Source organism: Tenebrionibacter intestinalis, assembly GCF_016632365.1.
Classification (GTDB): Bacteria; Pseudomonadota; Gammaproteobacteria; order Enterobacterales; family Enterobacteriaceae; genus Tenebrionibacter; species Tenebrionibacter intestinalis.
Genome location: NZ_JAEPBH010000014.1, coordinates 1 through 20,855 on the forward strand (window position 1 = coordinate 1; position 20,855 = coordinate 20,855).

17 protein-coding genes are annotated in these 20,855 nt (G+C 57.0%); 8 read left to right on the forward strand and 9 right to left on the reverse strand.

What is annotated here, in order from left to right; translation table 11 throughout:
- Positions 1-160: 160 nt before the first annotated feature.
- Positions 161-982 (reverse strand): protein bax, encoded by an 822-nt coding sequence (locus tag JJB97_RS06760; protein ID WP_238713267.1) that lies wholly within the window; start codon positions 980-982, stop codon positions 161-163.
- Positions 983-1,654: 672 nt separating this feature from the next.
- Here JJB97_RS06760 and avtA point away from each other — a divergent pair.
- A complete protein-coding gene (gene avtA / locus JJB97_RS06765; RefSeq protein ID WP_238713331.1) occupies positions 1,655-2,908 on the forward strand; it encodes a valine--pyruvate transaminase in 1,254 nt (417 codons plus the stop codon).
- An 85-nt stretch (positions 2,909-2,993) separates the two neighbouring features.
- Here avtA and selB read toward each other — a convergent pair whose 3' ends face one another.
- The 3 genes from selB to JJB97_RS06780 all read right to left on the reverse strand — a co-directional run bounded on the left by selB (position 2,994) and on the right by JJB97_RS06780 (position 6,899).
- A complete protein-coding gene (selB, locus tag JJB97_RS06770) occupies positions 2,994-4,838 on the reverse strand; it encodes a selenocysteine-specific translation elongation factor (RefSeq protein ID WP_238713268.1) in 1,845 nt (614 codons plus the stop codon).
- Positions 4,835-6,220 carry an L-seryl-tRNA(Sec) selenium transferase gene (gene selA / locus JJB97_RS06775; RefSeq protein WP_238713269.1) on the reverse strand — a complete coding sequence of 462 codons (1,386 nt, stop codon included), beginning with the start codon at positions 6,218-6,220 and terminating at the stop codon, positions 4,835-4,837. Before selA ends, selB begins: the two co-directional genes overlap by 4 nt.
- A gap of 70 nt (positions 6,221-6,290) precedes the next feature.
- Positions 6,291-6,899: a glutathione S-transferase gene (locus tag JJB97_RS06780; protein ID WP_238713270.1), complete on the reverse strand. Its 609-nt coding sequence runs from the start codon at positions 6,897-6,899 to the stop codon at positions 6,291-6,293.
- A 454-nt stretch (positions 6,900-7,353) separates the two neighbouring features.
- On the opposite strand from JJB97_RS06780, the gene JJB97_RS06785 reads away from it, so the two are divergent.
- The 4 genes from JJB97_RS06785 to JJB97_RS06800 all read left to right on the forward strand — a co-directional run bounded on the left by JJB97_RS06785 (position 7,354) and on the right by JJB97_RS06800 (position 11,622).
- Positions 7,354-9,258 carry a PTS mannitol transporter subunit IICBA gene (locus JJB97_RS06785; RefSeq protein ID WP_238713271.1) on the forward strand — a complete coding sequence of 635 codons (1,905 nt, stop codon included), beginning with the start codon at positions 7,354-7,356 and terminating at the stop codon, positions 9,256-9,258.
- A gap of 201 nt (positions 9,259-9,459) precedes the next feature.
- Positions 9,460-10,608, forward strand: a complete 1,149-nt coding sequence (gene mtlD / locus JJB97_RS06790) for a mannitol-1-phosphate 5-dehydrogenase (RefSeq protein WP_238713272.1) — start codon at positions 9,460-9,462, stop codon at positions 10,606-10,608.
- A 48-nt stretch (positions 10,609-10,656) separates the two neighbouring features.
- Positions 10,657-11,190: a mannitol operon repressor MtlR gene (mtlR, locus tag JJB97_RS06795; protein WP_238713273.1), complete on the forward strand. Its 534-nt coding sequence runs from the start codon at positions 10,657-10,659 to the stop codon at positions 11,188-11,190.
- A gap of 69 nt (positions 11,191-11,259) precedes the next feature.
- Complete coding sequence (locus JJB97_RS06800) at positions 11,260-11,622, forward strand: YibL family ribosome-associated protein (RefSeq protein ID WP_238713274.1); 363 nt, start codon at positions 11,260-11,262, stop codon at positions 11,620-11,622.
- A gap of 2 nt (positions 11,623-11,624) precedes the next feature.
- Here the strand turns inward: JJB97_RS06800 and JJB97_RS06805 are convergent, their stop codons facing one another.
- The 3 genes from JJB97_RS06805 to sodA all read right to left on the reverse strand — a co-directional run bounded on the left by JJB97_RS06805 (position 11,625) and on the right by sodA (position 14,607).
- Positions 11,625-13,001, reverse strand: a complete 1,377-nt coding sequence (locus JJB97_RS06805; protein WP_238713275.1) for a Fic family protein — start codon at positions 12,999-13,001, stop codon at positions 11,625-11,627.
- Between the two features lie 84 nt (positions 13,002-13,085).
- A complete protein-coding gene (gene yiiM / locus JJB97_RS06810; RefSeq protein ID WP_238713276.1) occupies positions 13,086-13,757 on the reverse strand; it encodes a 6-hydroxyaminopurine reductase in 672 nt (223 codons plus the stop codon).
- 229 nt (positions 13,758-13,986) lie between these two features.
- Positions 13,987-14,607, reverse strand: a complete 621-nt coding sequence (sodA, locus tag JJB97_RS06815) for a superoxide dismutase [Mn] (protein WP_238713277.1) — start codon at positions 14,605-14,607, stop codon at positions 13,987-13,989.
- Between the two features lie 283 nt (positions 14,608-14,890).
- Between sodA and rhaT the strand changes: the two genes are divergently transcribed.
- Positions 14,891-15,925 carry an L-rhamnose/proton symporter RhaT gene (gene rhaT, locus JJB97_RS06820; protein WP_238713278.1) on the forward strand — a complete coding sequence of 345 codons (1,035 nt, stop codon included), beginning with the start codon at positions 14,891-14,893 and terminating at the stop codon, positions 15,923-15,925.
- A gap of 92 nt (positions 15,926-16,017) precedes the next feature.
- Here the strand turns inward: rhaT and rhaR are convergent, their stop codons facing one another.
- On the reverse strand, positions 16,018-16,860 hold the full coding sequence (gene rhaR, locus JJB97_RS06825) for an HTH-type transcriptional activator RhaR (RefSeq protein ID WP_238713279.1): 843 nt from the start codon (positions 16,858-16,860) through the stop codon (positions 16,018-16,020).
- Positions 16,861-16,930: 70 nt separating this feature from the next.
- Positions 16,931-17,767 carry an HTH-type transcriptional activator RhaS gene (gene rhaS, locus JJB97_RS06830; protein ID WP_238713333.1) on the reverse strand — a complete coding sequence of 279 codons (837 nt, stop codon included), beginning with the start codon at positions 17,765-17,767 and terminating at the stop codon, positions 16,931-16,933.
- Positions 17,768-18,096: 329 nt separating this feature from the next.
- Between rhaS and rhaB the strand changes: the two genes are divergently transcribed.
- The gene (gene rhaB, locus JJB97_RS06835) at positions 18,097-19,566 is read left to right on the forward strand and encodes a rhamnulokinase (RefSeq protein WP_238713280.1); all 1,470 of its coding nucleotides are present in this window, start codon (positions 18,097-18,099) and stop codon (positions 19,564-19,566) included.
- On the forward strand, positions 19,563-20,822 hold the full coding sequence (locus JJB97_RS06840; protein WP_238713281.1) for an L-rhamnose isomerase: 1,260 nt from the start codon (positions 19,563-19,565) through the stop codon (positions 20,820-20,822). The genes rhaB and JJB97_RS06840 overlap by 4 nt, the downstream gene beginning before the upstream one ends.
- Positions 20,823-20,855 lie beyond the last annotated feature (33 nt).

Sequence of the window (20,855 nt, forward strand, 5' to 3'; positions counted from 1 at the left end):
CTGTCTTTTTTCACCCGCCCATTACTGGGGATTCCTCAGGGCCAGAGTGGGGCTTGTTCCCTGAGCGGGTACCGGGAAAGGAAAGCAAAAAAGGCGGGGAGTTGGCCTGTAAAATACCGGGCAGCGCGCTGCCCGGTATTCGTATTAACACGCTGGACGCTTAGTTCGCAGCCGTCAACAGATGTTGATTACTCTGATACATGGTTATCAGGAAACTGTTATAGCTGCTGCCTCTGGTCGAGTATCCCTTCAGCTTATGAATCATATTCATTGCCGTCAGCTCCCGATCCGCCTTGCGCAACTGAGCGCGGGAAGCACGAAACGATTTATACGCCGGGTGGGTATTGAGGTTGTTGACGTAGGCGCTTACCGACTCGTTTACCGAGGAGAAATGAAGATAGCCCTTAACTTTTCCCGGTTCACTGTTACAGCTCTTGCGCGAACATTTCATACCAAACAGATTGGTATTAGCGCGCGCCAGCTTCGAAGTACCCCAGCCGCTTTCCGCCGCCGCCATAGTCGCCACCATGCTGTTTGGAATAATGTCCACGCGCTCAAGCAACGCTTTCCACGGTATCTGACGGGTGTTGCCGTTCCAGGACACTTTGTAATTCTTAGCCAGAGCCTGTAAACGCGCCTTTTCCGAAGGCGCCCAGCGCCCCTCGTACTGTTTTGAGATTAACCAGTTACGATCTGCGGTAATAGCCGCATTTTGCTTTGTAATATAAGGCATTAAAGTCCGAAGAAACGCTTTTTTCCTTTTCGGCCCGGAAGGGTATTGTCGCAAATCAGGAAGTGAACGGCTTACACTATTGCGAGAATACTCTTTTTTACTGGCTGCCAACAATTTACTGTGACTCTGATGAGGCGTATGACTCGTCTTTTCTGTCGCGTGCTTCTTTGCCAGAACCTCTCCTGAGAAACCCAGCGTAAGCGACATGAGTACCATAGCCCCGAGTAATCGGTAGCGTATTGATATCATTATCTCTCCTGGTTGAATGCGCTGCTGTACGGCAAACGCAGTGAAACCATAAAACAACACATGGTGCGTAAATAGTATCAAAAATAAGCAAATTTTACAGCCAGGGAAAAGCCTGATTGCGAAATCAAGGCATTTATAAAGCGCAAATCGCGGACTTTAAAACCAAAAAAATCAACCGGTTATGCACTAAAACGCCAGGGAATCAGCATTTTTTCCTGAACTGCAATGCAATGCTCCTCTTTGCCGCTTAACAACGTTATTGACGGGTAATGTCCTGACTCAACGTAGCGTACAGGGCGCGTCCGCCCACGCCCCGCTCCGGTGTCCGGCCTGCCAACTTCAGGCTGCAAAGTGGGCGCAGGGTACGCGACCCTTATCGCTCATTTTTGACCGACCGTGCTGCTCCTCTACAAAATCCATAAAACACAGTCGTATACCATTTCCACCCCTCCACTGTAGTACACAATGGCCAATTATGCGGCGTTTCGTTACTCCAGACGCGAATAGCCGCACAGTCCCATGCGCCACAGCCAAACCCGGAATAAAATGCTAAACATTTCGCCAGATCACAGAATAAAATTACGAAAAAGCCGGCGAAACCCGGTTTGCACCATACTGGCTGCAGGGTTATGGTGAATGTCTTATTTACTCTTCTCAGACAGATTCACCGCTATGACGTTTTCACTTTTCGGCGAAAAATTTACCCGCCATTCAGGCATTACGCGCCTGATGGAGGATCTTAACGACGGCCTGCGCACCCCAGGCGCGATTATGCTCGGCGGCGGCAACCCGGCCACCATTCCGGCAATGCAAGCGTATTTCCAGGGGCTGCTCACAGAGATGCTGGCCAGCGGAAAAGTTACTGACGCGCTGTGTAATTACGACGGCCCGCAGGGTAAAAACGACCTTCTGGAGGCCCTGGCGGGTATGCTGTGCGAAACGCTGGGCTGGGAGGTTAAACCACAGAATATTGCACTGACTAACGGCAGCCAGAGCGCATTTTTCTACCTTTTTAATCTGTTCGCCGGGCGCATGGCCGACGGCAGCCGCAAAAAAGTGCTGTTTCCGCTGGCGCCTGAATACATTGGCTATGCCGATGCCGGCCTGGATGACGATTTATTCGTTTCCACGCGTCCGAATATTGAACTGCTGCCCGACGGGCAGTTTAAATATTACGTTGACTTCGCAAATCTGAATATCGGCGAAGATACCGGCATGATCTGTGTTTCTCGCCCGACAAACCCTACCGGTAATGTCATTACCGACGATGAACTGCACAAACTGGATAAACTGGCGAAGCAGCACGACATTCCGCTGGTAATTGATAATGCCTACGGCCTGCCGTTTCCGGGCATTATCTTCAGTAACGCCCGCGCCCTGTGGAACCCAAACATTATTCTGTGCATGAGCCTGTCAAAACTGGGCCTGCCGGGCAGCCGCTGCGGCATTATCATCGCGCGCGAGGATATTATTACCGCCATTAGCAACATGAATGGCATTATCAGCCTTGCGCCCGGCGGCACAGGCCCGGCGATCGCCTGTGAAATGATCAAGCGTAAAGACATCCTGCGCCTGTCGGAAACCGTTATTAAGCCGTTCTATCAGCAGCGCGTTCAGGAGACGATAGCGACCATTCGCCGCTATCTGCCCGCAGAGCGCTGCCTTATCCACAAACCCGAAGGCGCTATCTTCCTCTGGCTGTGGTTTAAAGATTTGCCCATTACCGCTGAAGCGCTGTATCAACGCCTGAAAGCGCGCGGCGTGCTGATGGTGCCGGGCAATCACTTCTTCCCGGGCCTGGCGCATCCCTGGCCGCATACGCAACAGTGTATGCGCATGAACTATGTACCAGAGCCGGAAAAAATTGACGCAGGAGTGAAAATTCTCGCGCAAGAGATCGAGCGCGCCTGGCGCGAGGCGACATAACAGGCGGCTTAAACCGCCGGCGTCGGCGCGGCGGCGCACTTTACGGCGCCCGCGCCAAACGCATACGCCCGGCTTACGGGCAAACTCAATCGACGTTAAACAACCTGCCATCGCGCAGCAGGTGTTCGTTGCCGCGCCGCCGGGTATAACCAATACGGTTAAAGTATTCGAGGATTTGAATCGCCAGCTTGCGGCCCACGCCGAGCCGATCGCGAAAATCCGCAGCGCAAGTCGCGCCCCCTTCCCGATCCAGCCTGCGGATTAGCCCGGCAAAGTCGAGAATACGTTCGCGCCGGTAATATCTGTCTTTCACAATCGCGATAATCAGCCCCATGCGCGCCGCCAGGCGCAAAAACTGCCGCATCTTTTGTTCATCCAGCCCGGTTTCGTTCGCCAGATCGCGCACCCACCAGGGATCGTCGCCAAACAGCGCTTCCACCCGTTGCCAGAGCGCCTGCTGCTCGCCGGAAAAACCCGGTTCATGCCCGGGAAGCCGTAACCAGCCCTGGCGGCTCTCCAGCACGCCCTCCTGGCACAGACGTTCAATAAGCTCCAGCACCAGCGCCTCGTTTTCAGCGGGCAGCGCCATACGCCGCAGCCGCTCGCGGCCCGGCCCTGGCTGATCGTCATGCTGTTCATGGTACGTCGCCAGCGTTTTCAACAGCGACTGCTGCCAGCCTGCCGCAACCGCCGGGCTAAGCGCATAATCCCCCGCGCGCAGCAGACCGGGTTGCTGCAGGAGCTTATCCAACCCCGGCTGCGCAAGCTGACGCGCCCAGGCAAACGCCGTAAGCGACACCGCGCCGCGCCGCAACCAGGCATTAAACGCCTGCTCATCTTCGCCGGCCTGCCTGAGTTCGCTTACCCAGTCCAGAAACGGACGGCGGCGCTTACCGCGGCGCGGCGGGTCGAGCAGCAGTACCCGCGCGCCGGCCAGCGTCTGGCGCGCGCTGATATCGCGCAGCACCAGCCTGTCGTCGTCCGCCAGCCACAGCGGCGTATCAAGCGCCAGCTCGGCAAGATCGTTTTCCAGCAAAGAGACTCGCCCTGTGATATGTCGCGCGGCGTGATGCAGATGCAGCGGTTGCCACTGCGCAAGCGGTACATGAGCATCAAGCTGCACAATGACGCGCGAAACCGGCTCGGGCGGGCGTACGGCCAGCAGCCAGTCGCCGCGCTGTATTTGCGCTTTTTGCGCATCGCCGGCGATATTCAACGCAATACGCTGCCCGGCATGGGCGTGCTGCGCCGGCTGATTTTGCGCATGCAAGCCACGCACGCGCATCGGTTTATCCACGCCCGTCAGCCACAGCGTATCGCCTGTGGCCACTTCGCCCGTTAACGCGGTGCCGGTCACCACCAACCCCGCCCCTTTTACGGTAAATGCGCGATCAATCGCAAGGCGAAAGCGTTTATCGGTACGTTGCGGGCGCTCTGTCAGTTCGCTCAGATGCCCCGCCAGCGCCGCAATACCCAGCCCCTGAGTTGCGGCGGTGACAAACAGCGCGGCGTCAGGCCACCCCATCTTCCTGACGGTTTGCAACACCTCGTCACGCACCTGCGCCACGCGCGCATCGCTCACACGATCGGCTTTGGTGAGCGCAACAGTCAGCGCCGGGCGCCCGGTAAGCGTGAGAATCGCCAGGTGTTCGCGGGTTTGCGCCATCACGCCGTCATCGCAAGCGACCACCAGCAGCGCGCGATCGATACCGCCGACGCCTGCCAGCATATTCGCAAGAAATTTTTCATGCCCCGGCACGTCAATAAAGCCGATAACCCGCCCGTCAGGCTGCGGCCAGTAGGCATATCCCAAATCAATGGTCATGCCGCGCGTTTTTTCTTCCGGCAGGCGATCGGCGTTGACGCCGGTTATCGCTTCCAGCAGCGTCGTTTTACCGTGGTCAACGTGCCCGGCAGTGGCAATAATCATTTGAGCAACATCTCCAGTAAACCTGTTTCATCCTCCAGACAGCGCAGATCCAGCCACAGGCGGCCATCGGATATGCGCCCTATTACCGGGCGCGGCAGCTCGCGCAGCTCGCGGGAAAGCGCTTCGAGCGCGCCGCCGCTTCGGGCCTCAAGCGGAGTAAACGTCAGCGCCGCGCCAGGCAGCCTGTCAACCGGCAGCGAACCGCTGCCAATCTGCGACAGGCAAGGCTCTACCCGCAGCGTAAATGCCGGAAAACGCGGCGCAAGCGGCGCAAGCAGGCGCTGACCCAGCGCGGCTATCTCCTGCGCCGGGCGCGTTAAAAAACGCAGCGTCGGGAGGCTTTCACGCAGTTTTTCCGGATGCTTATAGAGCCGCAGCGTGGCCTCCAGCGCGGCAAGCGTCATTTTATCGGCGCGCAGCGCGCGCTTGAGCGGGTGCGATTGTAAACGCGCAATCATTGCTTTTTTGCCAACGATGATCCCGGCCTGCGGGCCGCCCAGCAGCTTGTCGCCGGAGAAGCTCACCAGGCTAACGCCGGCGGCAATCAGGCGCTGCGGCATCGGTTCTGCGGGCAAGCCATACTGCGTCAGATCCACCAGCGAACCACTGCCGAGATCCGTCACTACCGGCACGCCTGAGGCATCGCCAAGCGCCGCCAGTTCGGCTTCGTCCACCGCTTTGGTAAAGCCTTCAATGTAATAATTGCTGGTATGGACTTTCATCAACAGCGCCGTACGCTCGTTCAACGCCGTGCGATAATCGTTAAGGTGGGTGCGATTGGTCGTGCCTACTTCACGCAACTGGCAGCCCGCCTGACGCATAACGTCAGGAATACGAAACGCGCCGCCGATTTCCACCAGCTCGCCGCGTGATACCACCACTTCACCGCCGTCCGCGCAGGCCGCCAACATCAGCAGCACCGCCGCCGCATTGTTATTAACGATACAGGCGTCTTCCGCCCCGGTCAGTTCGCACAGCAAATCCGCCATCGCGCGATCGCGATGGCCGCGCCCGGCGCCGTCAAGGTCGTATTCCAGCGTGACCGGCGCGCGCATGGCCTGCGTAACGGCCGCGATTGCAGCCTCAGCCTGTACGGCGCGCCCAAGGTTGGTGTGCAGCACGGTGCCGGTAAGGTTAAATACCGGGCGCAGCGCACCGGCGTCAGCGCGGGCCAGACGCGTGCGCACGGCCTGCGCCCAGTCGCAGCACCATGCCGGCAGGCGCTGGCGCGCGCGGATTTCAGCTCGCGCCTCGTCCTGCATCAGGCGCAGGGTTTCCACCAGGCGGGTATGACCATACTCAGTAAGCAGTGCGGCGAAAGCCTCCCTGCGCAACAGTTTATCGGTGGCGGGAAGCTGGCTGAATAACGCGTTCTGGCTCATGGAAATGCATCGTTGTGAATAACAAAGGCACAGTTTAACAGGGGCGAACGCCCGCTGTCATAGCGCAAGGTCATGAAGCAGGCGGTTCCGTGCGGGCGAAGCTTTCACGCTGGAACAATTGCCCGGCCATACGCACCAGCAGCGGACGGGTAGCGCACCAGCCCGGCACCACGCGGCGAAAATTGAGGTAGCCGATAGCACTTCCTACGGCGATAGCGCCCAGGCGCGGGGGATCGAACGCAATACGCTGGTCATTAAGGTTTTGCTCCAGCCAGTCGAGGCCGCGCGAAATTTTGTCGCGCTGGCGCAGCAGAAAATCCTCCGACTGCTGCGGGGCCGGGCGCAGACGCTCACGCACCAGCAATACGGCGGCATCGAGAATGCCGTCCGCCGCGGCTTCTATTTGCCGCTCCCACAGCGCCGCCGCCGGTTCACGCGCCAGCAGCGCGGGCGCGATGCCTAACAGTTCGAGATACTGCGCAATAACTGGCGAATCAAACCAGGCCTGGCCATCATCCGCTATCAGAACAGGCACCTTACCCAACGGATTATGCTCCGATACCTGGCTGCCCGCTTCCCACGGCGTTGCGTTCACAAACTCAAAAGCAATGCCTTTCTCCAGCAGCATTACTGAAATTTTGCGCACATAGGGACTGGTATAACTGCCGATAAGTTTCATAGCGCCGTACCTTTTTTAGCCAACAGAATATGTCCTGTTCAGTATGGCGTACCCTGACGGAATGTCGCCTGTGACGAAAAACGGCTACAGTGAGACAGGCGATCCCGATCACAGAGGTAAACATTCGCGCCGCCCACGGGTGATAGAGATCACATTTAGAACACATTTATGACGCTTTAAATTGTGATAAAACTCACAAATAAACCTCATTTTTGGCGGTTTTTGCTCCACTCCCTTTTTTATCTGTCCTTAAATTGTGATTAACATCACGTAATTACCCCATCCACACCCTGAAATTTAGTGATTAAAATCACATTATTTCACCCTGTCTGGACAGACGCCCGATTCAGTGCCAGATTTCGCGTCACGGAATACCAGAACGGCGGACTTCGCCGCTTCATAAACAATTACCAACCGGCGATTTCCGGCGCACAAACATAAAAAGGGGTGTTTTATGTCATCCGATATCAGGATCAAAGTGCAAAGCTTTGGTCGCTTTCTCAGCAATATGGTGATGCCGAATATTGGCGCTTTTATCGCCTGGGGTATCATCACCGCACTTTTTATCCCTACCGGATGGTGGCCTGACGAAACACTGGCGAAGCTGGTTAGCCCGATGATCACTTATCTTCTGCCGCTGCTTATTGGCTACACCGGCGGTCGGCTGGTGGGCGGCGAGCGCGGCGGCGTAGTGGGCGCAATTACCACAATGGGCGTTATCGTCGGTGCGGATATGCCGATGTTTCTCGGCTCCATGATTGCAGGCCCGTTGGGCGGCTACTGCATTAAGAAGTTCGACGCGGCCGTTGACGGCAAGATTAAATCTGGCTTCGAAATGCTGGTGAACAACTTCTCCGCCGGCATCATCGGTATGCTTCTGGCGATTCTGGCGTTTCTGGGCATCGGCCCGGCCGTTGAAGTGCTCTCAAAGCTGCTGGCCGCAGGCGTTAACTTCATGGTGGCGCACGATATGTTGCCGCTGGCGTCTATTTTCGTTGAACCCGCGAAGATCCTGTTTCTCAACAACGCCATTAACCACGGAATCTTCTCGCCGCTGGGGATTCAGCAATCTCATGACATCGGCAAGTCTATCTTCTTCCTGATTGAAGCCAATCCAGGCCCGGGTATGGGCGTGCTGCTGGCCTATATTTTCTTTGGCCGCGGCAGCGCCAAACAGTCTGCGGGGGGGGCCGCAATTATCCACTTCCTGGGCGGTATTCATGAAATCTACTTCCCGTATGTACTGATGAACCCGCGTTTGATAATCGCTGTTATCCTGGGCGGCATGAGCGGCGTGTTTACCCTGAACGTACTGGGCGGCGGCCTGGTCTCCCCGGCGTCTCCAGGTTCCATACTCGCAGTGCTGGCAATGACGCCCAAAGGCGCATACTTCGCCAACATCGCAGCGATTGTTGTCGCAACAGCGGTCTCGTTCGTGGCGGCTGCCGTTTTGCTGAAAACCAGCAAAGTGAAAGAAGAGGATGATATTGAGGCCGCAACCCGCCGCATGCAGGACATGAAAGCCGCCTCCAAAGGCGCCGCGACTGGCGAAGCCGCCAGCGACCTGAGCCACGTGCGTAAAATTATCGTAGCCTGCGACGCAGGCATGGGCTCCAGCGCGATGGGCGCAGGCGTGTTGCGCAAGAAAGTGCAGGATGCGGGCCTGAGCCAAATTTCTGTCGCCAACAGCGCGATTAACAGCCTGCCAGGCGACGTAGACATTGTGATTACCCACCGCGATCTGACGGAGCGCGCCATGCGCCAGGCGCCGCAGGCGCAGCATATTTCGCTCACCAACTTCCTCGACAGCGGCCTCTACAGCAACCTGACAGAACGCCTGGTTGCCGCGCAACGCCACACCGACAATGAGAAGAAAGCGCGCTCCGGTCCGAAAGACAGCGACGATAGCGCCGGCCAGAGCCTGTTCCGCCTTAGCGCAGAAAACGTCTTCCTGGGCTGCCGCGCCGCCCACAAAGAAGAAGCGATTCGCTTTGCAGGCGAACAACTAGTAAAAGGCGGCTACGTTGAACCGCAATACGTAGACGCAATGCTTGAGCGCGAAAAACTGACCCCCACCTATCTGGGCGAGTCCATCGCCGTGCCGCACGGTACGGTGGCAGCAAAAGATCGCGTGCTGAAAACCGGCGTTGTGTTCTGCCAGTACCCGCAAGGCGTGCGCTTCGGCGACAATGAAGACGATATCGCCCGGCTGGTTATCGGTATTGCCGCTCGCAATAACGAGCACATTCAGGTTATCACCAGCCTGACCAACGCGCTGGACGATGAAACGGTTATTGAGCGTCTTGCCGGTACTACCCACGTGGAGGATGTGCTGGCGATACTGGCAGGCCATAAATAAAGACGCCCACAGATAAATAATTTCTCCGTGGGGCAAGTTCAGTCGGCTTATCATTTTTACCGCTGAGCGAAATAACGGCGGCCTGACGCGCGCTTTACGTCAGGCCGCGACATCTTAACCTCTCCCGCAAGAAAGAGGGTTTGGGTAAGGGAATCTTACCCAAACCCTTTCAGGGTCAGTTAATTTAAGAAGGTTCAGAATATGAAAGCATTGCATTTTGGCGCAGGAAATATCGGACGCGGCTTTATCGGCAAACTGCTGGCTGATGCCGGTATTTCACTCACGTTTGCCGATGTTAACCAGGCCGTACTGGATGCGCTGAACGCACGTCACAGCTACCAGGTTCACGTTGTGGGCGAGCAGGAACAGGTCGATACCGTAAGCGGCGTAAACGCCGTCAGCAGCGCCGGGGACGCGGTCATCGACCTGATTGCCGACGTTGACCTGATAACTACCGCCGTCGGCCCGGTGGTGCTGGAGCGCATCGCGCCCGCTATCGCCAAAGGCCTTATCAAGCGCCGCGCCGCGGGCAACGACAGGCCGCTGAACATCATCGCTTGTGAAAATATGGTGCGCGGCACCTCTGAGCTTAAAGCCTGTGTGCTGAAAGCCCTCGGCGAGGAGGATAAAACCTGGGTCGAGGCGCACGTCGGCTTTGTCGATTCCGCCGTTGATCGCATCGTGCCGCCGTCCGCTCGCGCCGACGACGATCCGCTGGCCGTGACGGTGGAAACGTTCAGCGAGTGGATTGTTGATAAAACCCAGTTTAAAGGCGCGCTGCCGCCCATTCCCGGCATGGAGCCAACCGACAATCTGATGGCGTTTGTAGAGCGTAAGCTCTTCACGCTGAACACCGGCCATGCCATTACGGCCTGGCTTGGGCAGCAGGCGGGACATCAGACCATTTGCGAGGCCATTCTTGATAAAAACGTACGCGCCGTCGTTCAAAGCGCAATGGAGGAGAGCGGCGAAGTGCTCATCCGCCGCTACGGCTTTGATGCCGCCAGCCATGCGGCTTACATTCAAAAAATCCTGGGCCGATTTGAAAACCCTTATCTGAAAGATGACGTTGAGCGCGTAGGTCGCCAGCCGCTGCGTAAACTCAGCGCCGGCGACCGGCTCATCAAACCGCTGCTCGGCACGCTGGAGTATGGCCTGCCCCACGCCGGCCTGGTTAAAGGTATCGCGGCCGGGCTGCGCTACCAAAGCCAGGAAGACGCCCAGGCGCAGCAACTGATGCAACTGCTGGCAGAAAAAGGGCCGCGCGACGCGCTGGCGCAAATTTCAGGCCTGGACGCCAACAGCAGTGTCGTCACAGAAGTCGTGAACGCTTACAATACGCAGGCATAACGCCGCGGGGCGCGGCGCGTACCGCGCCCCGGTTAACCTTTATCAGATATGCAGGCGCAAATGGAAGAAACACAGGCCTTTGAAAACCGCGTGCTGGAACGCCTGAACGCCGGCAAAAACGTCAGGAGCCTGCTTATCGCCGCAGTAGAGCTGTTAACAGAAGCGGTCAATAATCTGGTTATGCAAGTGTTTCGCAAGGACGATTACGCCGTTAAATACGCCGTTGAACCGCTGCTCGACGGCAATGGCCCGCTCGGCGAACTCTCAGTGCGTCTGAAGCTGGTTTACGGGCTGGGTGTGATTAGCCGCGCGGAATACGAAGACTGCGAGCTGCTGATGGCGCTACGCGAAGAGCTGAATCACGACGGCAGCGACTATACCTTCATTGATGATGAAATACTCGGGCCTTTCAGCGAACTGCACTGCGTTAGCGCGCTCCCGCCCGCGCCTTCGCCCGACGACGATCCCAAACTGGCCGCAATGCAGATTCAGCGCTACCAACAGATCGTTCGTTCCACTCTGGTGCTTTCGCTGACCGAACTGCTCGCCCGAATCGGCTTAAAAAAAGCCTTCCGCAAATAATCGTTTTCCCTTTTTGGCTACACTCTGGTGTATCCTTGCCGCCCTGTCGGGTAACTATCGCGAATTATCATGAAAGAGATCGAAAAAAACGAAATTAAACGCCTGAGCGACCGTCTGGACGCCGTGCGCCATCAGATGGCGTCGTTATCGCTGGTTGAACAGGCCGACAAGTACGCAGAGCTGGAAAAAGAAAAAGCCTCGCTGGAGACCGAAATTGCCCGCCTGCACGAAGTGCGCGGCGAAAAACTGAGCAAAGAAGCGCAGAAGCTGATGAAGATGCCGTTTAGCCGGGCGATTACGAAAAAAGAACAGGCGGATATGGGCAAGTTAAAGAAAAGCGTGCGCGGCCTGATAGTGGTTCACCCCATGACCGCGCTGGGCCGGGAAATGGGTCTGAAAGTGATGACCGGCTACGCCCACGCAACATTCTGAGGCTACCAGTCCTGGGTTGAGCGAGGCGAATCCGTACGGTGGCTCCAGCGCTTCATCTCACGCAGGCTCTTCGGGGAGAGGTAAACGTTGCCTTTCCCTTCCTTTACGCGCCTTAACAGCCCCAGCGCCGTCAGCTTTTTCAGGTCATCGCGCGCGGTGTTTTCTGACACCTTCATCCGCTTGCTGATTTCAGCCGCCGTAAACAGCACCCCAGGCTGGTGGATTGCGATTGCCGCCAGATCGCGCTGGCGGCCATTCAGATCCGCATATATACCCGATTCATACAACCATTGCTTAAGCCGGGCGCGTGTCTCAATAATCTGCTGAATATAATCAATATATTCCCGCACCGCGCGGCTGACTATCTCGCACTGATAATTCACAAAGTAGGTCAGGTCCATATCATCCGTTTCGGTATAAAGATAGGCCCTTACGTACTGCGATGGCGCATTCTTAAGCAGCTTGCTGATGGAAATATAGCGAAACGCGGTATAACCGCACTTAAGCATATACCAGTAAAACAGCGCTCTGGCGGTGCGGCCGTTGCCATCCCTGAACGGATGCAAATAGCCAATGAAAAAATGCAGGATGCACGCTTTTACCAGTGGATGCAGGTAGTTTTCATCGTTTGCCGTTTCATGAGGCAAGTTGATAAATTCACACAAGTGCGCCAGCGCCTCTGGCAGCACATTCGCCGGCGGCGGCGCGTGAACAACGCTCCCTTCATGATCGACAACCGCAACGTCATCTTCCTCCTGGCGCAGCACGCCGGGCGTATATTTTGTATCATCGATACCTTCAACGGCCATACGGTGCAGCGCAAGTATTTCATTGATATCGAACTTTTTTAAACCACGCTGCGACACATACTGCATCAGACGATAATTTCCCATTATCATCAGTTCGCTTTCATCACGGGGCTGGCGGCCCACTTTAATCATTTCAAGCGCGACACGGCTCGTTGTCGCCGCGCCCTCAAGCTGGCTGGAGGCAATAGATTCCGCCGCCCGCAGCTCGTCCATCAGATATTCCGCGCCGTCAAAACGCTCATATCGCTCCTTTTCCGCCGCAGACGAGGCCAGCCTGTCAACCGTGGAGCAGGATTTTTGTATTGTCGCTGTGTTATTAACAAAAGGCGGCACCAGTTGCTGCATTGCCTCGTTCCAGACTTTCGCCGAAAGCCAGGACGCAGAAAGCAAGCGCGCAAGCTTCAGGTACTCCCACAGTTTATCCAGCTTTTCCGGCGGCGTAATACGGTGTCGAAGCTGGTCATAATGAAAGTATGACGTCCCCTTAAGCCTGTAGCCAATCAGATATTCATTGACCAGATCATCGGTAATTACTGATATATCAAGCGCAGGCGGGCGGGTCACTTTCATGCTTCACCTCAAAAATGTAGAAAATTGAGGTGATAGTGGGTGAAGTGAGCGAAAAAGGCAAGCTGGCGTAATTTGCAAAAGCGATCAACCAAATAACCGGCGGGTAAAACTTTCAATTTTGCCGCTGATGCGCCGCTTTTGCAGGGTTTTCGTCCAGCCTGCAGACAGGCCCGCCGCACTCAGCAGGCGGTGATACTGCTCATCGTCAAAGGGCAAATGCCAGGCGATGGCCGCCGCGTCGTACACGCTGACGTCGCTCAGGCGCGAAACCAGCGCCAGCGGCTCGTCGGCGCTGACTGCGCCGCCCGCAATGACCCGATACAGCCAGCCCACCCGGCCATTTTCCTGCATCCGCTGCGTTAAATCACCGACGCCGGAATGGAAATTAAGCTTGTAACACGGCGAACGCGGCTGCGTCACCTGAATCAGGGCGTGGCCCCAGCGATAGATATCGCCAATGTACACGCTGCGCTCGGTCATGCCTTCAGTAGAAAGATTCTCCCCGAAACCCGGCGCAATAAAAAAATCCGCCTGCTCAGGGAACGCCTGCCGCCAGGCGGCGTAGTGCTCGCGCGGATAGTGACACAGCGCGCGATCAACGCCGCCGTGGATAACTTTCTCCGCCTGGCTGTCGCCCTGAAGCCCGGTCGAGGTCAGCTTCAGCTCGCCATCCACCTGGAATTTCTCAATAGCGCTTGGCCGACTGCCCGGATAGTCACGCACCTTACCGACAAAAACCTGAACCGGATAATGCATCTGCCGCTCCTCTCATTGCGGGGATAAAAAAAGCGAGCCTGTCGGCCCGCTCAGATTGTCGCCAAAGAGGCCAAAAACGTGGTTTCGCCCCCTTTTTCGCTATCAGCCGAAAATCAATACCTTGATTTTCCCTGTTTATTTCGTGACATTGCGTGCCGAAGCCGCGCGTATCGGCATCTGACAATCGTCTCAGCGAACCTTCCGGCCCGCGCTTATTCCTGACGGCGAATTATTTTTTAGCGGCAAAACGCGCTGCGGCTTCGTCCCAGTTCACCACGTTCCAGAACTCTTTGATGTAGTCCGGACGGCGGTTCTGGAATTTGAGATAGTACGCGTGCTCCCACACGTCCAAGCCCAGAATCGGGTAACCGGAAGCGCCGGCAACCGCTTCACCCATCAGCGGGCTGTCCTGGTTTGCAGTAGACGTCACGGCCAGTTTTCCGTCTTTTAATACCAGCCACGCCCAGCCGGAGCCAAAGCGGGTCGCGGCCGCTTTTTCAAACTCTTCTTTAAATTTTTCCACGCTGCCAAAATCACGCTCAATCGCGGCTTTCAGATCGCCCTGAAGCGTCGTGCCTTTTTTCAGGCCCTTCCAGAACAGGCTGTGGTTTGCATGGCCGCCTGCGTTATTGCGCAGCACGGTTTTCTTATCGGCAGGCACCTGATCCAGTTTCGTAATAAGCTCCTCTACCGGCAGGTTCGCCAGCTCCGGCAGGCTTTCCAGCGCCGCGTTCGCGTTATTCACGTAGGTCTGATGATGTTTGGTGTGATGGATTTCCATCGTCTGCTTGTCGAAGTGAGGTTCCAGCGCATCGTAAGCATAAGGCAGAGACGGCAGTGTATAGCTCATAAATTTATCTCCCATATTGTCGGGCGGCAAAGTTGTTAACGCCGCGTGAGCAGTCGGTTTATTATAGTTAGTTAAAAGATATTGAAAATGTTTATCCGTGCCACAGCGATAGATTGCCCTATTGTTAGTAAAAATGTGAGCGTAATCCGTGGATTCCCGCACATTTTGCCAGCCCCCTGCTTAACGCGGCAGCCGTTCAAAGGTTATCCTCTGCGCCTCTTTTTAGACTCCTGCAATTGGGCAGCGCGCACGACGCCTGGCCCGCAACAGGGGGATTAAAACAATGAGTGACGCAATTACAATGGGGATTCTCTGGCATCTGATCGGCGCTGCCAGCGCCGCCTGCTTTTATGCCCCGTTCAAAAAAGTCAAAAACTGGTCATGGGAAACCATGTGGTCGGTCGGCGGCATCGTGTCCTGGCTGGTGCTGCCGTGGCTTATCAGCTTCGCGCTGTTGCCTGATTTTTGGGGCTATTACGGCGCCTTCAGCGCTTCCACGCTGCTGCCGGTATTTCTGTTTGGCGCAATGTGGGGAGTCGGCAATATCAACTATGGGCTGACCATGCGCTACCTGGGGATGTCAATGGGCATCGGTATCGCCATAGGCATTACGCTTATCGTCGGTACGCTGATGACGCCTATTCTTAACGGCAAATTCGACGTACTGATCGGCACGCCTGGCGGCCGCCTGACGCTGCTCGGCGTACTGGTGGCGCTGGTGGGCGTCGGTATTGTCACCCGCGCAGGCCAACTTAAAGAGCGCCAGATGGGTATTAAGGCCGAAGATTTCAATCTGAAAAAAGGCCTGTTGCTGGCGGTGATGTGCGGGGTTTTCTCTGCGGGAATGTCCTTTGCTATGGACGCCGCCAAACCTATGCACGACGCCGCCGCCGCGCTGGGCGTCGATCCGCTATACGCCGCGCTGCCAAGCTATGTGGTTATCATGGGCGGCGGCGCGTTAATCAATCTCGGTTTTTGCTTTATTCGCCTTGCGAAGGTGCCATCGCTATCCATCAAGGCCGATTTCTCCATTGCCAGGCCGCTGATTATCACCAACCTGCTGCTCTCCGCGCTGGGCGGGCTGATGTGGTATCTACAGTTCTTCTTCTATGCCTGGGGCCACGCCAGGATACCGGCGCAGTACGACTACGTAAGCTGGATGCTGCACATGAGCTTCTACGTGCTGTGCGGCGGCCTGGTAGGCCTGGTGCTGCGGGAATGGAACAATGCGGGTCGTCGCCCGGTCGGCGTACTGAGCATCGGCTGCGTGGTGATTATCATCGCTGCCAATATCGTGGGGCTGGGGATGGCGCGCTAAGCCTGCACGGATAATGTCTCACGCGCGGGCGGTGAAGAATTCGCCCGCGCGTTTGCTTTACGAGGCGCGCGCAGCGCCTTCTGCGCTTTACGTTAAACCGGCGCTTCGGTTGCCGCGCCGCTACCGCTGCGCTGACGCCACTGCCTTGGGGTTACGCCGGTTTCCCGGGTAAATACCACCGAAAAGTAGTTACTGTCTTCAAACCCGCAAAGCATGGCGATTTCGCTAATCAATAACCCGGTGCGCTGTAACAGATACTGCGCATGGCAAATGCGTAGCTGGCGCAGATAGTGATTGATGCTCATACCGGTTTGCTGACGGAACTGCTGACGCAGGGAGCGCTCGCTGCACTGGTGCTGCGCACAGAACGCGTCGAGGTCGAACGCCCGGTTCAGGCTGGCCGCCAGCGTGGCAATCAACCTGTCCAGCACGCTTTCGTCCTGCGCCTGCGCCCGATCGGGCTGATAGCGATGGCGCTGTAGCGTCAACAATAGCTGTAAAAACAGCGCTTCGGCCAGTTTACCGGAGAGCGCGTCTTCTCTGGCGCTCTCCTGTTCAAGCTGGCTGATAATCTGCCGCGCCAGCGTCATGCCTACGCCGCCAAGCCGCCAGGCGGGCTGCGCAGGAAGCGTTTCGTTCCAGTCCGCGCCCAGGCGCAGGCGCTCCGGGCACCAAATAATATTTTGTAAAACCAGATCGTTTACCGAGGCGTAGCTATGGCAGTCTTCCGCGCGGATATAAAATAAATCGCCGCGCGTAACGCGATAGGGCCGCCCGTTGAGCACGTGCAGCCCGTTGCCGCGCCACACCAGCACCAGCTCGCAAAAATCATGAGAATGCTCAGCGAAAACACGCTGAGGATAGCGGTCGGCTACTGCCACAGACTGGGCGTCGCACGTGAATAAATCCGTTTTACGCAGGATAAGTTCGGCCACGGAATACCTCAAAAACCAGGGTCGAATATTATCAGCGCAACACGGCCAAAAAACGGTGACCCGTTTCGCGTTACTGAAGCAGCGTGTCCCGCCCCTGGCGTACCTCCCGCGGCGACCAGTTAAATTCTCGCTTAAACAACGTGGAAAAGTGATTGCTGTCGCCAAAACCGCAGCGAAACGCGATATCCGTGACGCTCTCTTCGCTATGGCGAAGCAAATGACGCGCCCTCATCAGCCGCAGCCGGTTGAGATAGCGCTGCGGCGTCAGCCCGGTTTGCTGTTTAAGCTGGCGATGCAGCGTGCGCAACGAGAGCGAAAACGTTGCCGATAGCGTTTCCCAACAGATCTCTTCTGCAAAGTGATCTTCCAGCCAGTTCAGCAAATGGCTGAGCCGCACATCGCCGTCATCCCTGTTCTGCGCCAGGCTTCCCTGGCGCAGCAATACCAGCAGTTGCATAAACAGGATTTCACGCCCGGCAACCACATGGGCGTCGTCGGCGTCCACAGTTTCCTCAAATTTTTCAATTAACTGCCGCACCTGCTGTAGCGTACCTGCCCCCACGCGCCAGTGTGACGGATAGTGGCCGTTATGCTCCTGCGGCAGCAGGCGATCGAGGCTTGAGAGAAAGCTGAACGCGTCCGGCGCACGGTACAGCACATTAGTCAGGCAAAGGTTCTCAGTGTGCTCGAACAGATGTCTGTCGTGGTCGCGCACAAAACAGACTGAACCGCCGCTCAGCGTATAGGGCTGACCGTTGAATATATGCGTGCCGGTGCCATGCTCAACAATAATAATTTCATGAAAATCATGGTGATGCTCCGGGAATTCACCCTGAGGCAGGCGCGGCTCAATGGCAACGGACGCCCGTCCGGAAGGAAAAAAATCAGCGCCATGCAATACCGTCATCGTCATTTCTCCACCGCTGTACTTTGCCCGATAGTAGTGAGCGCGCATTATTCTCACCTTAAAATTTCGGCGCGCAGAGACGCAAAAACTGCACGTTTTTCAAGAAAGACAGCGGCTTTACGCCGAAATGCGCGAGCTGTCACACCCCCGGGCCTGTCGCGCAACGGGCTTTTATGTCGGCTGCGGCGCGCAAGCGCCGCAAATTGTGAGCCACCTCACGTTCACCTTTGCTTCCTTGCCAGCGCCCTGGCCGCGCTGTCAGTAGTAAGAAGGTGGTCCGATACATCGTTTTTTACACTGGCGGACAACAAGTAGCAGAGGAACACGTTATGTCGGTTCGTCATTGTGTCGCCGTAGACCTGGGCGCTTCCAGCGGCCGCGTTATGTTGGCCACCTATAACAGAGAAAAACGTAGCCTTGCGTTAAAGGAGATTCACCGCTTCGCCAACTGCCTGCGGCAGGTGGACGGTAGCGACTGCTGGGATGTGGACGCGCTGGAGAGCGAAATTCGCCACGGCCTGCAAAAGGTCTGTGATGAACACGTGCGCCCGGACAGCATAGGCATTGATACCTGGGGCGTGGATTTTGTGCTGATTGATGAAAACGGCGAGCGCGTCGGGCTGCCGGTGTCCTATCGCGACGCCCGCACCGAAGGCGTCATGCCACAGGCTATCGCAAGCCTCGGGCGTGAAAATATCTATCGCCGCTCCGGCATTCAGTTTCTGCCGTTCAACACGCTCTATCAGCTACGGGCGCTCAGCCAGCAGCAGCCTGCGCTGATTAAGCGCGTGGCCCATGCGCTGCTGATCCCCGATTACTTTTGTTTCCGCCTTACCGGCGCGCTCAACTGGGAATACACCAACGCCACCACTACCCAGTTGGTTAATATCAATACCGATAACTGGGACGACACGTTACTCAACTGGGCGGGCATCCCCCCTGGCTGGTTCGGCGCGCCCACCCACCCTGGCAACGTTATCGGCCAGTGGATCTGCCGCGAAGGCCACCGCATCCCGGTGGTTTCAGTAGCCACGCACGATACCGCCAGCGCGGTGATTGCCGCGCCGCTGGCGGATGCCGACGCCGCGTATCTGTCGTCCGGCACCTGGTCGCTGATGGGGTTTGAAAGCAAAACGCCCTTTATCGACGATAACGCGCTGGCTGCCAACATCACTAACGAGGGCGGTGCGGAAGGGCGCTATCGGGTGCTGAAAAATATTATGGGGCTGTGGCTGTTACAGCGGATCGTACGGGAACAGGCGATAACCGATCTTCCCGATCTTATCGCCCGCACCCGTCAGATCCCGGCCTGCCGGTTTGTTATTAATCCCAACGACGATCGCTTTATTAACCCGGACGACATGAGTCTGGAGATCCGACGCGCCTGCCGTGAAAGCGGTCAGCCGGAACCGCAAAACGATGCCGAACTGGCGCGCTGCATCTTCGACAGCCTGGCGCTGCTGTATGCCAAAGTGCTGGATGAGCTAAGCGCGCTACGCGCTCGCCCGTTCAACCGCCTGCATATTGTCGGCGGCGGCTGCCAGAACCAGCTTTTGAACCAGCTATGCGCCGACGCCTGCGGCATACCGGTTCTGGCCGGGCCGGTGGAGGCCTCCACGCTTGGCAATATCGGCTGCCAGCTTATGGCGCTGGACGAAATACCCGATGTGGACGCCTTTCGCCGCGTGGTGGAAGAAAGCCATATTTTAACGCCGTTTACCCCGCAACCTGAAAGCGACATTGCCCGCTATGTCGCGCAGTATCAGCCACAACGTTTAACCAGGGAGATTTGCGCATGACCACTCAACTTGAACAGGCCTGGCGCCTTGCTAAAGAACGTTTTGCCGCCACAGGCGTTGATGTCGAACAGGCGCTAAGCCAGCTCGATCGCCTGCCGGTGTCCATGCACTGCTGGCAGGGCGATGACGTGGCCGGATTTGAAAACCCGCAGGGGCAGCTTACCGGAGGCATCCAGGCGACCGGCAACTACCCGGGCAAAGCGCGCAACGCCGCGGAGCTTCGCGCCGATCTGGAACAGGCGCTAAGCCTGATTCCAGGCCCAAAGCGCCTGAACCTGCACGCCATCTACCTGGAAGCCGAGGGGCATGTCGATCGCGATCAGATTAAACCTGAACATTTTAAAAACTGGGTGGAATGGGCAAAGGCAAACCGCCTGGGGCTGGATTTCAACCCATCCTGTTTCTCTCACCCGCTGAGCGCCGACGGGTTTACCCTCGCGCATGCCGACGATACTATCCGCCAGTTCTGGATTAACCACTGTAAGGCCAGCCGCCGAATCTCCGCGTATTTCGGCGAGCAGCTCGGCACCCCGTCGGTGATGAATATCTGGATACCGGACGGCATGAAGGACATCACCGTTGACCGTTTCGCGCCGCGTCAGCGCCTGATGGAGGCGCTCGACGATATCATCAGTGAAAAACTCAACCCGGCGCATCACATTGACGCGGTGGAAAGTAAGCTGTTTGGTATTGGCGCAGAGAGCTATACCGTCGGCTCTAACGAGTTCTACATGGGCTATGCCACCAGCCGCCAGACCGCGCTGTGCCTTGACGCCGGGCACTTCCACCCAACCGAGGTTATCTCCGATAAGATTTCCAGCACCATGCTTTACGTGCCGCGCCTGCTGCTGCACGTCAGCCGCCCGGTACGCTGGGACAGCGACCACGTCGTGCTGCTTGATGATGAAACCCAGGCCATCGCCAGCGAAATTATCCGCCACAACCTGTTTGATCGCGTACATATCGGCCTCGACTTCTTCGACGCCTCCATTAACCGCATCGCCGCCTGGGTAATCGGCACCCGCAACATGAAAAAAGCACTGCTGCGCGCCCTGCTGGAACCGACCGAAAAGCTGCGCCAGCTTGAGCGGGACGGCAACTACACCGCGCGCCTGGCGCTGCTTGAAGAACAAAAATGCCTGCCGTGGCAGGCGGTATGGGAAATGTACTGCCAGCGCCACGACACCCCGGCGGGCAGCGGCTGGCTTGACAGTGTGCAGGCCTATGAGAACCGCGTACTGAGTCAGCGCCGTTAACCAACCGTAGCCTCTGCCGTGCAGGCACAGAGG

What these genes read in the sequence shown, in the direction of transcription:
- rhaT (WP_238713278.1), top strand. Translation starts at nt 14,891, where the DNA reads ATGAGTGACGCAATTACAATGGGGATTCTCTGGCATCTGATCGGCGCT.
- JJB97_RS06780 (WP_238713270.1), bottom strand. Translation starts at nt 6,899, where the DNA reads ATGAAACTTATCGGCAGTTATACCAGTCCCTATGTGCGCAAAATTTCA.
- JJB97_RS06760 (WP_238713267.1), bottom strand. Translation starts at nt 982, where the DNA reads ATGATATCAATACGCTACCGATTACTCGGGGCTATGGTACTCATGTCG.
- selA (WP_238713269.1), bottom strand. Translation starts at nt 6,220, where the DNA reads ATGAGCCAGAACGCGTTATTCAGCCAGCTTCCCGCCACCGATAAACTG.
- mtlD (WP_238713272.1), top strand. Translation starts at nt 9,460, where the DNA reads ATGAAAGCATTGCATTTTGGCGCAGGAAATATCGGACGCGGCTTTATC.
- JJB97_RS06785 (WP_238713271.1), top strand. Translation starts at nt 7,354, where the DNA reads ATGTCATCCGATATCAGGATCAAAGTGCAAAGCTTTGGTCGCTTTCTC.
- selB (WP_238713268.1), bottom strand. Translation starts at nt 4,838, where the DNA reads ATGATTATTGCCACTGCCGGGCACGTTGACCACGGTAAAACGACGCTG.
- JJB97_RS06840 (WP_238713281.1), top strand. Translation starts at nt 19,563, where the DNA reads ATGACCACTCAACTTGAACAGGCCTGGCGCCTTGCTAAAGAACGTTTT.
- avtA (WP_238713331.1), top strand. Translation starts at nt 1,655, where the DNA reads ATGACGTTTTCACTTTTCGGCGAAAAATTTACCCGCCATTCAGGCATT.
- JJB97_RS06800 (WP_238713274.1), top strand. Translation starts at nt 11,260, where the DNA reads ATGAAAGAGATCGAAAAAAACGAAATTAAACGCCTGAGCGACCGTCTG.
- sodA (WP_238713277.1), bottom strand. Translation starts at nt 14,607, where the DNA reads ATGAGCTATACACTGCCGTCTCTGCCTTATGCTTACGATGCGCTGGAA.
- rhaS (WP_238713333.1), bottom strand. Translation starts at nt 17,767, where the DNA reads ATGACGGTATTGCATGGCGCTGATTTTTTTCCTTCCGGACGGGCGTCC.
- JJB97_RS06805 (WP_238713275.1), bottom strand. Translation starts at nt 13,001, where the DNA reads ATGAAAGTGACCCGCCCGCCTGCGCTTGATATATCAGTAATTACCGAT.
- yiiM (WP_238713276.1), bottom strand. Translation starts at nt 13,757, where the DNA reads ATGCATTATCCGGTTCAGGTTTTTGTCGGTAAGGTGCGTGACTATCCG.
- mtlR (WP_238713273.1), top strand. Translation starts at nt 10,657, where the DNA reads ATGCAGGCGCAAATGGAAGAAACACAGGCCTTTGAAAACCGCGTGCTG.
- rhaB (WP_238713280.1), top strand. Translation starts at nt 18,097, where the DNA reads ATGTCGGTTCGTCATTGTGTCGCCGTAGACCTGGGCGCTTCCAGCGGC.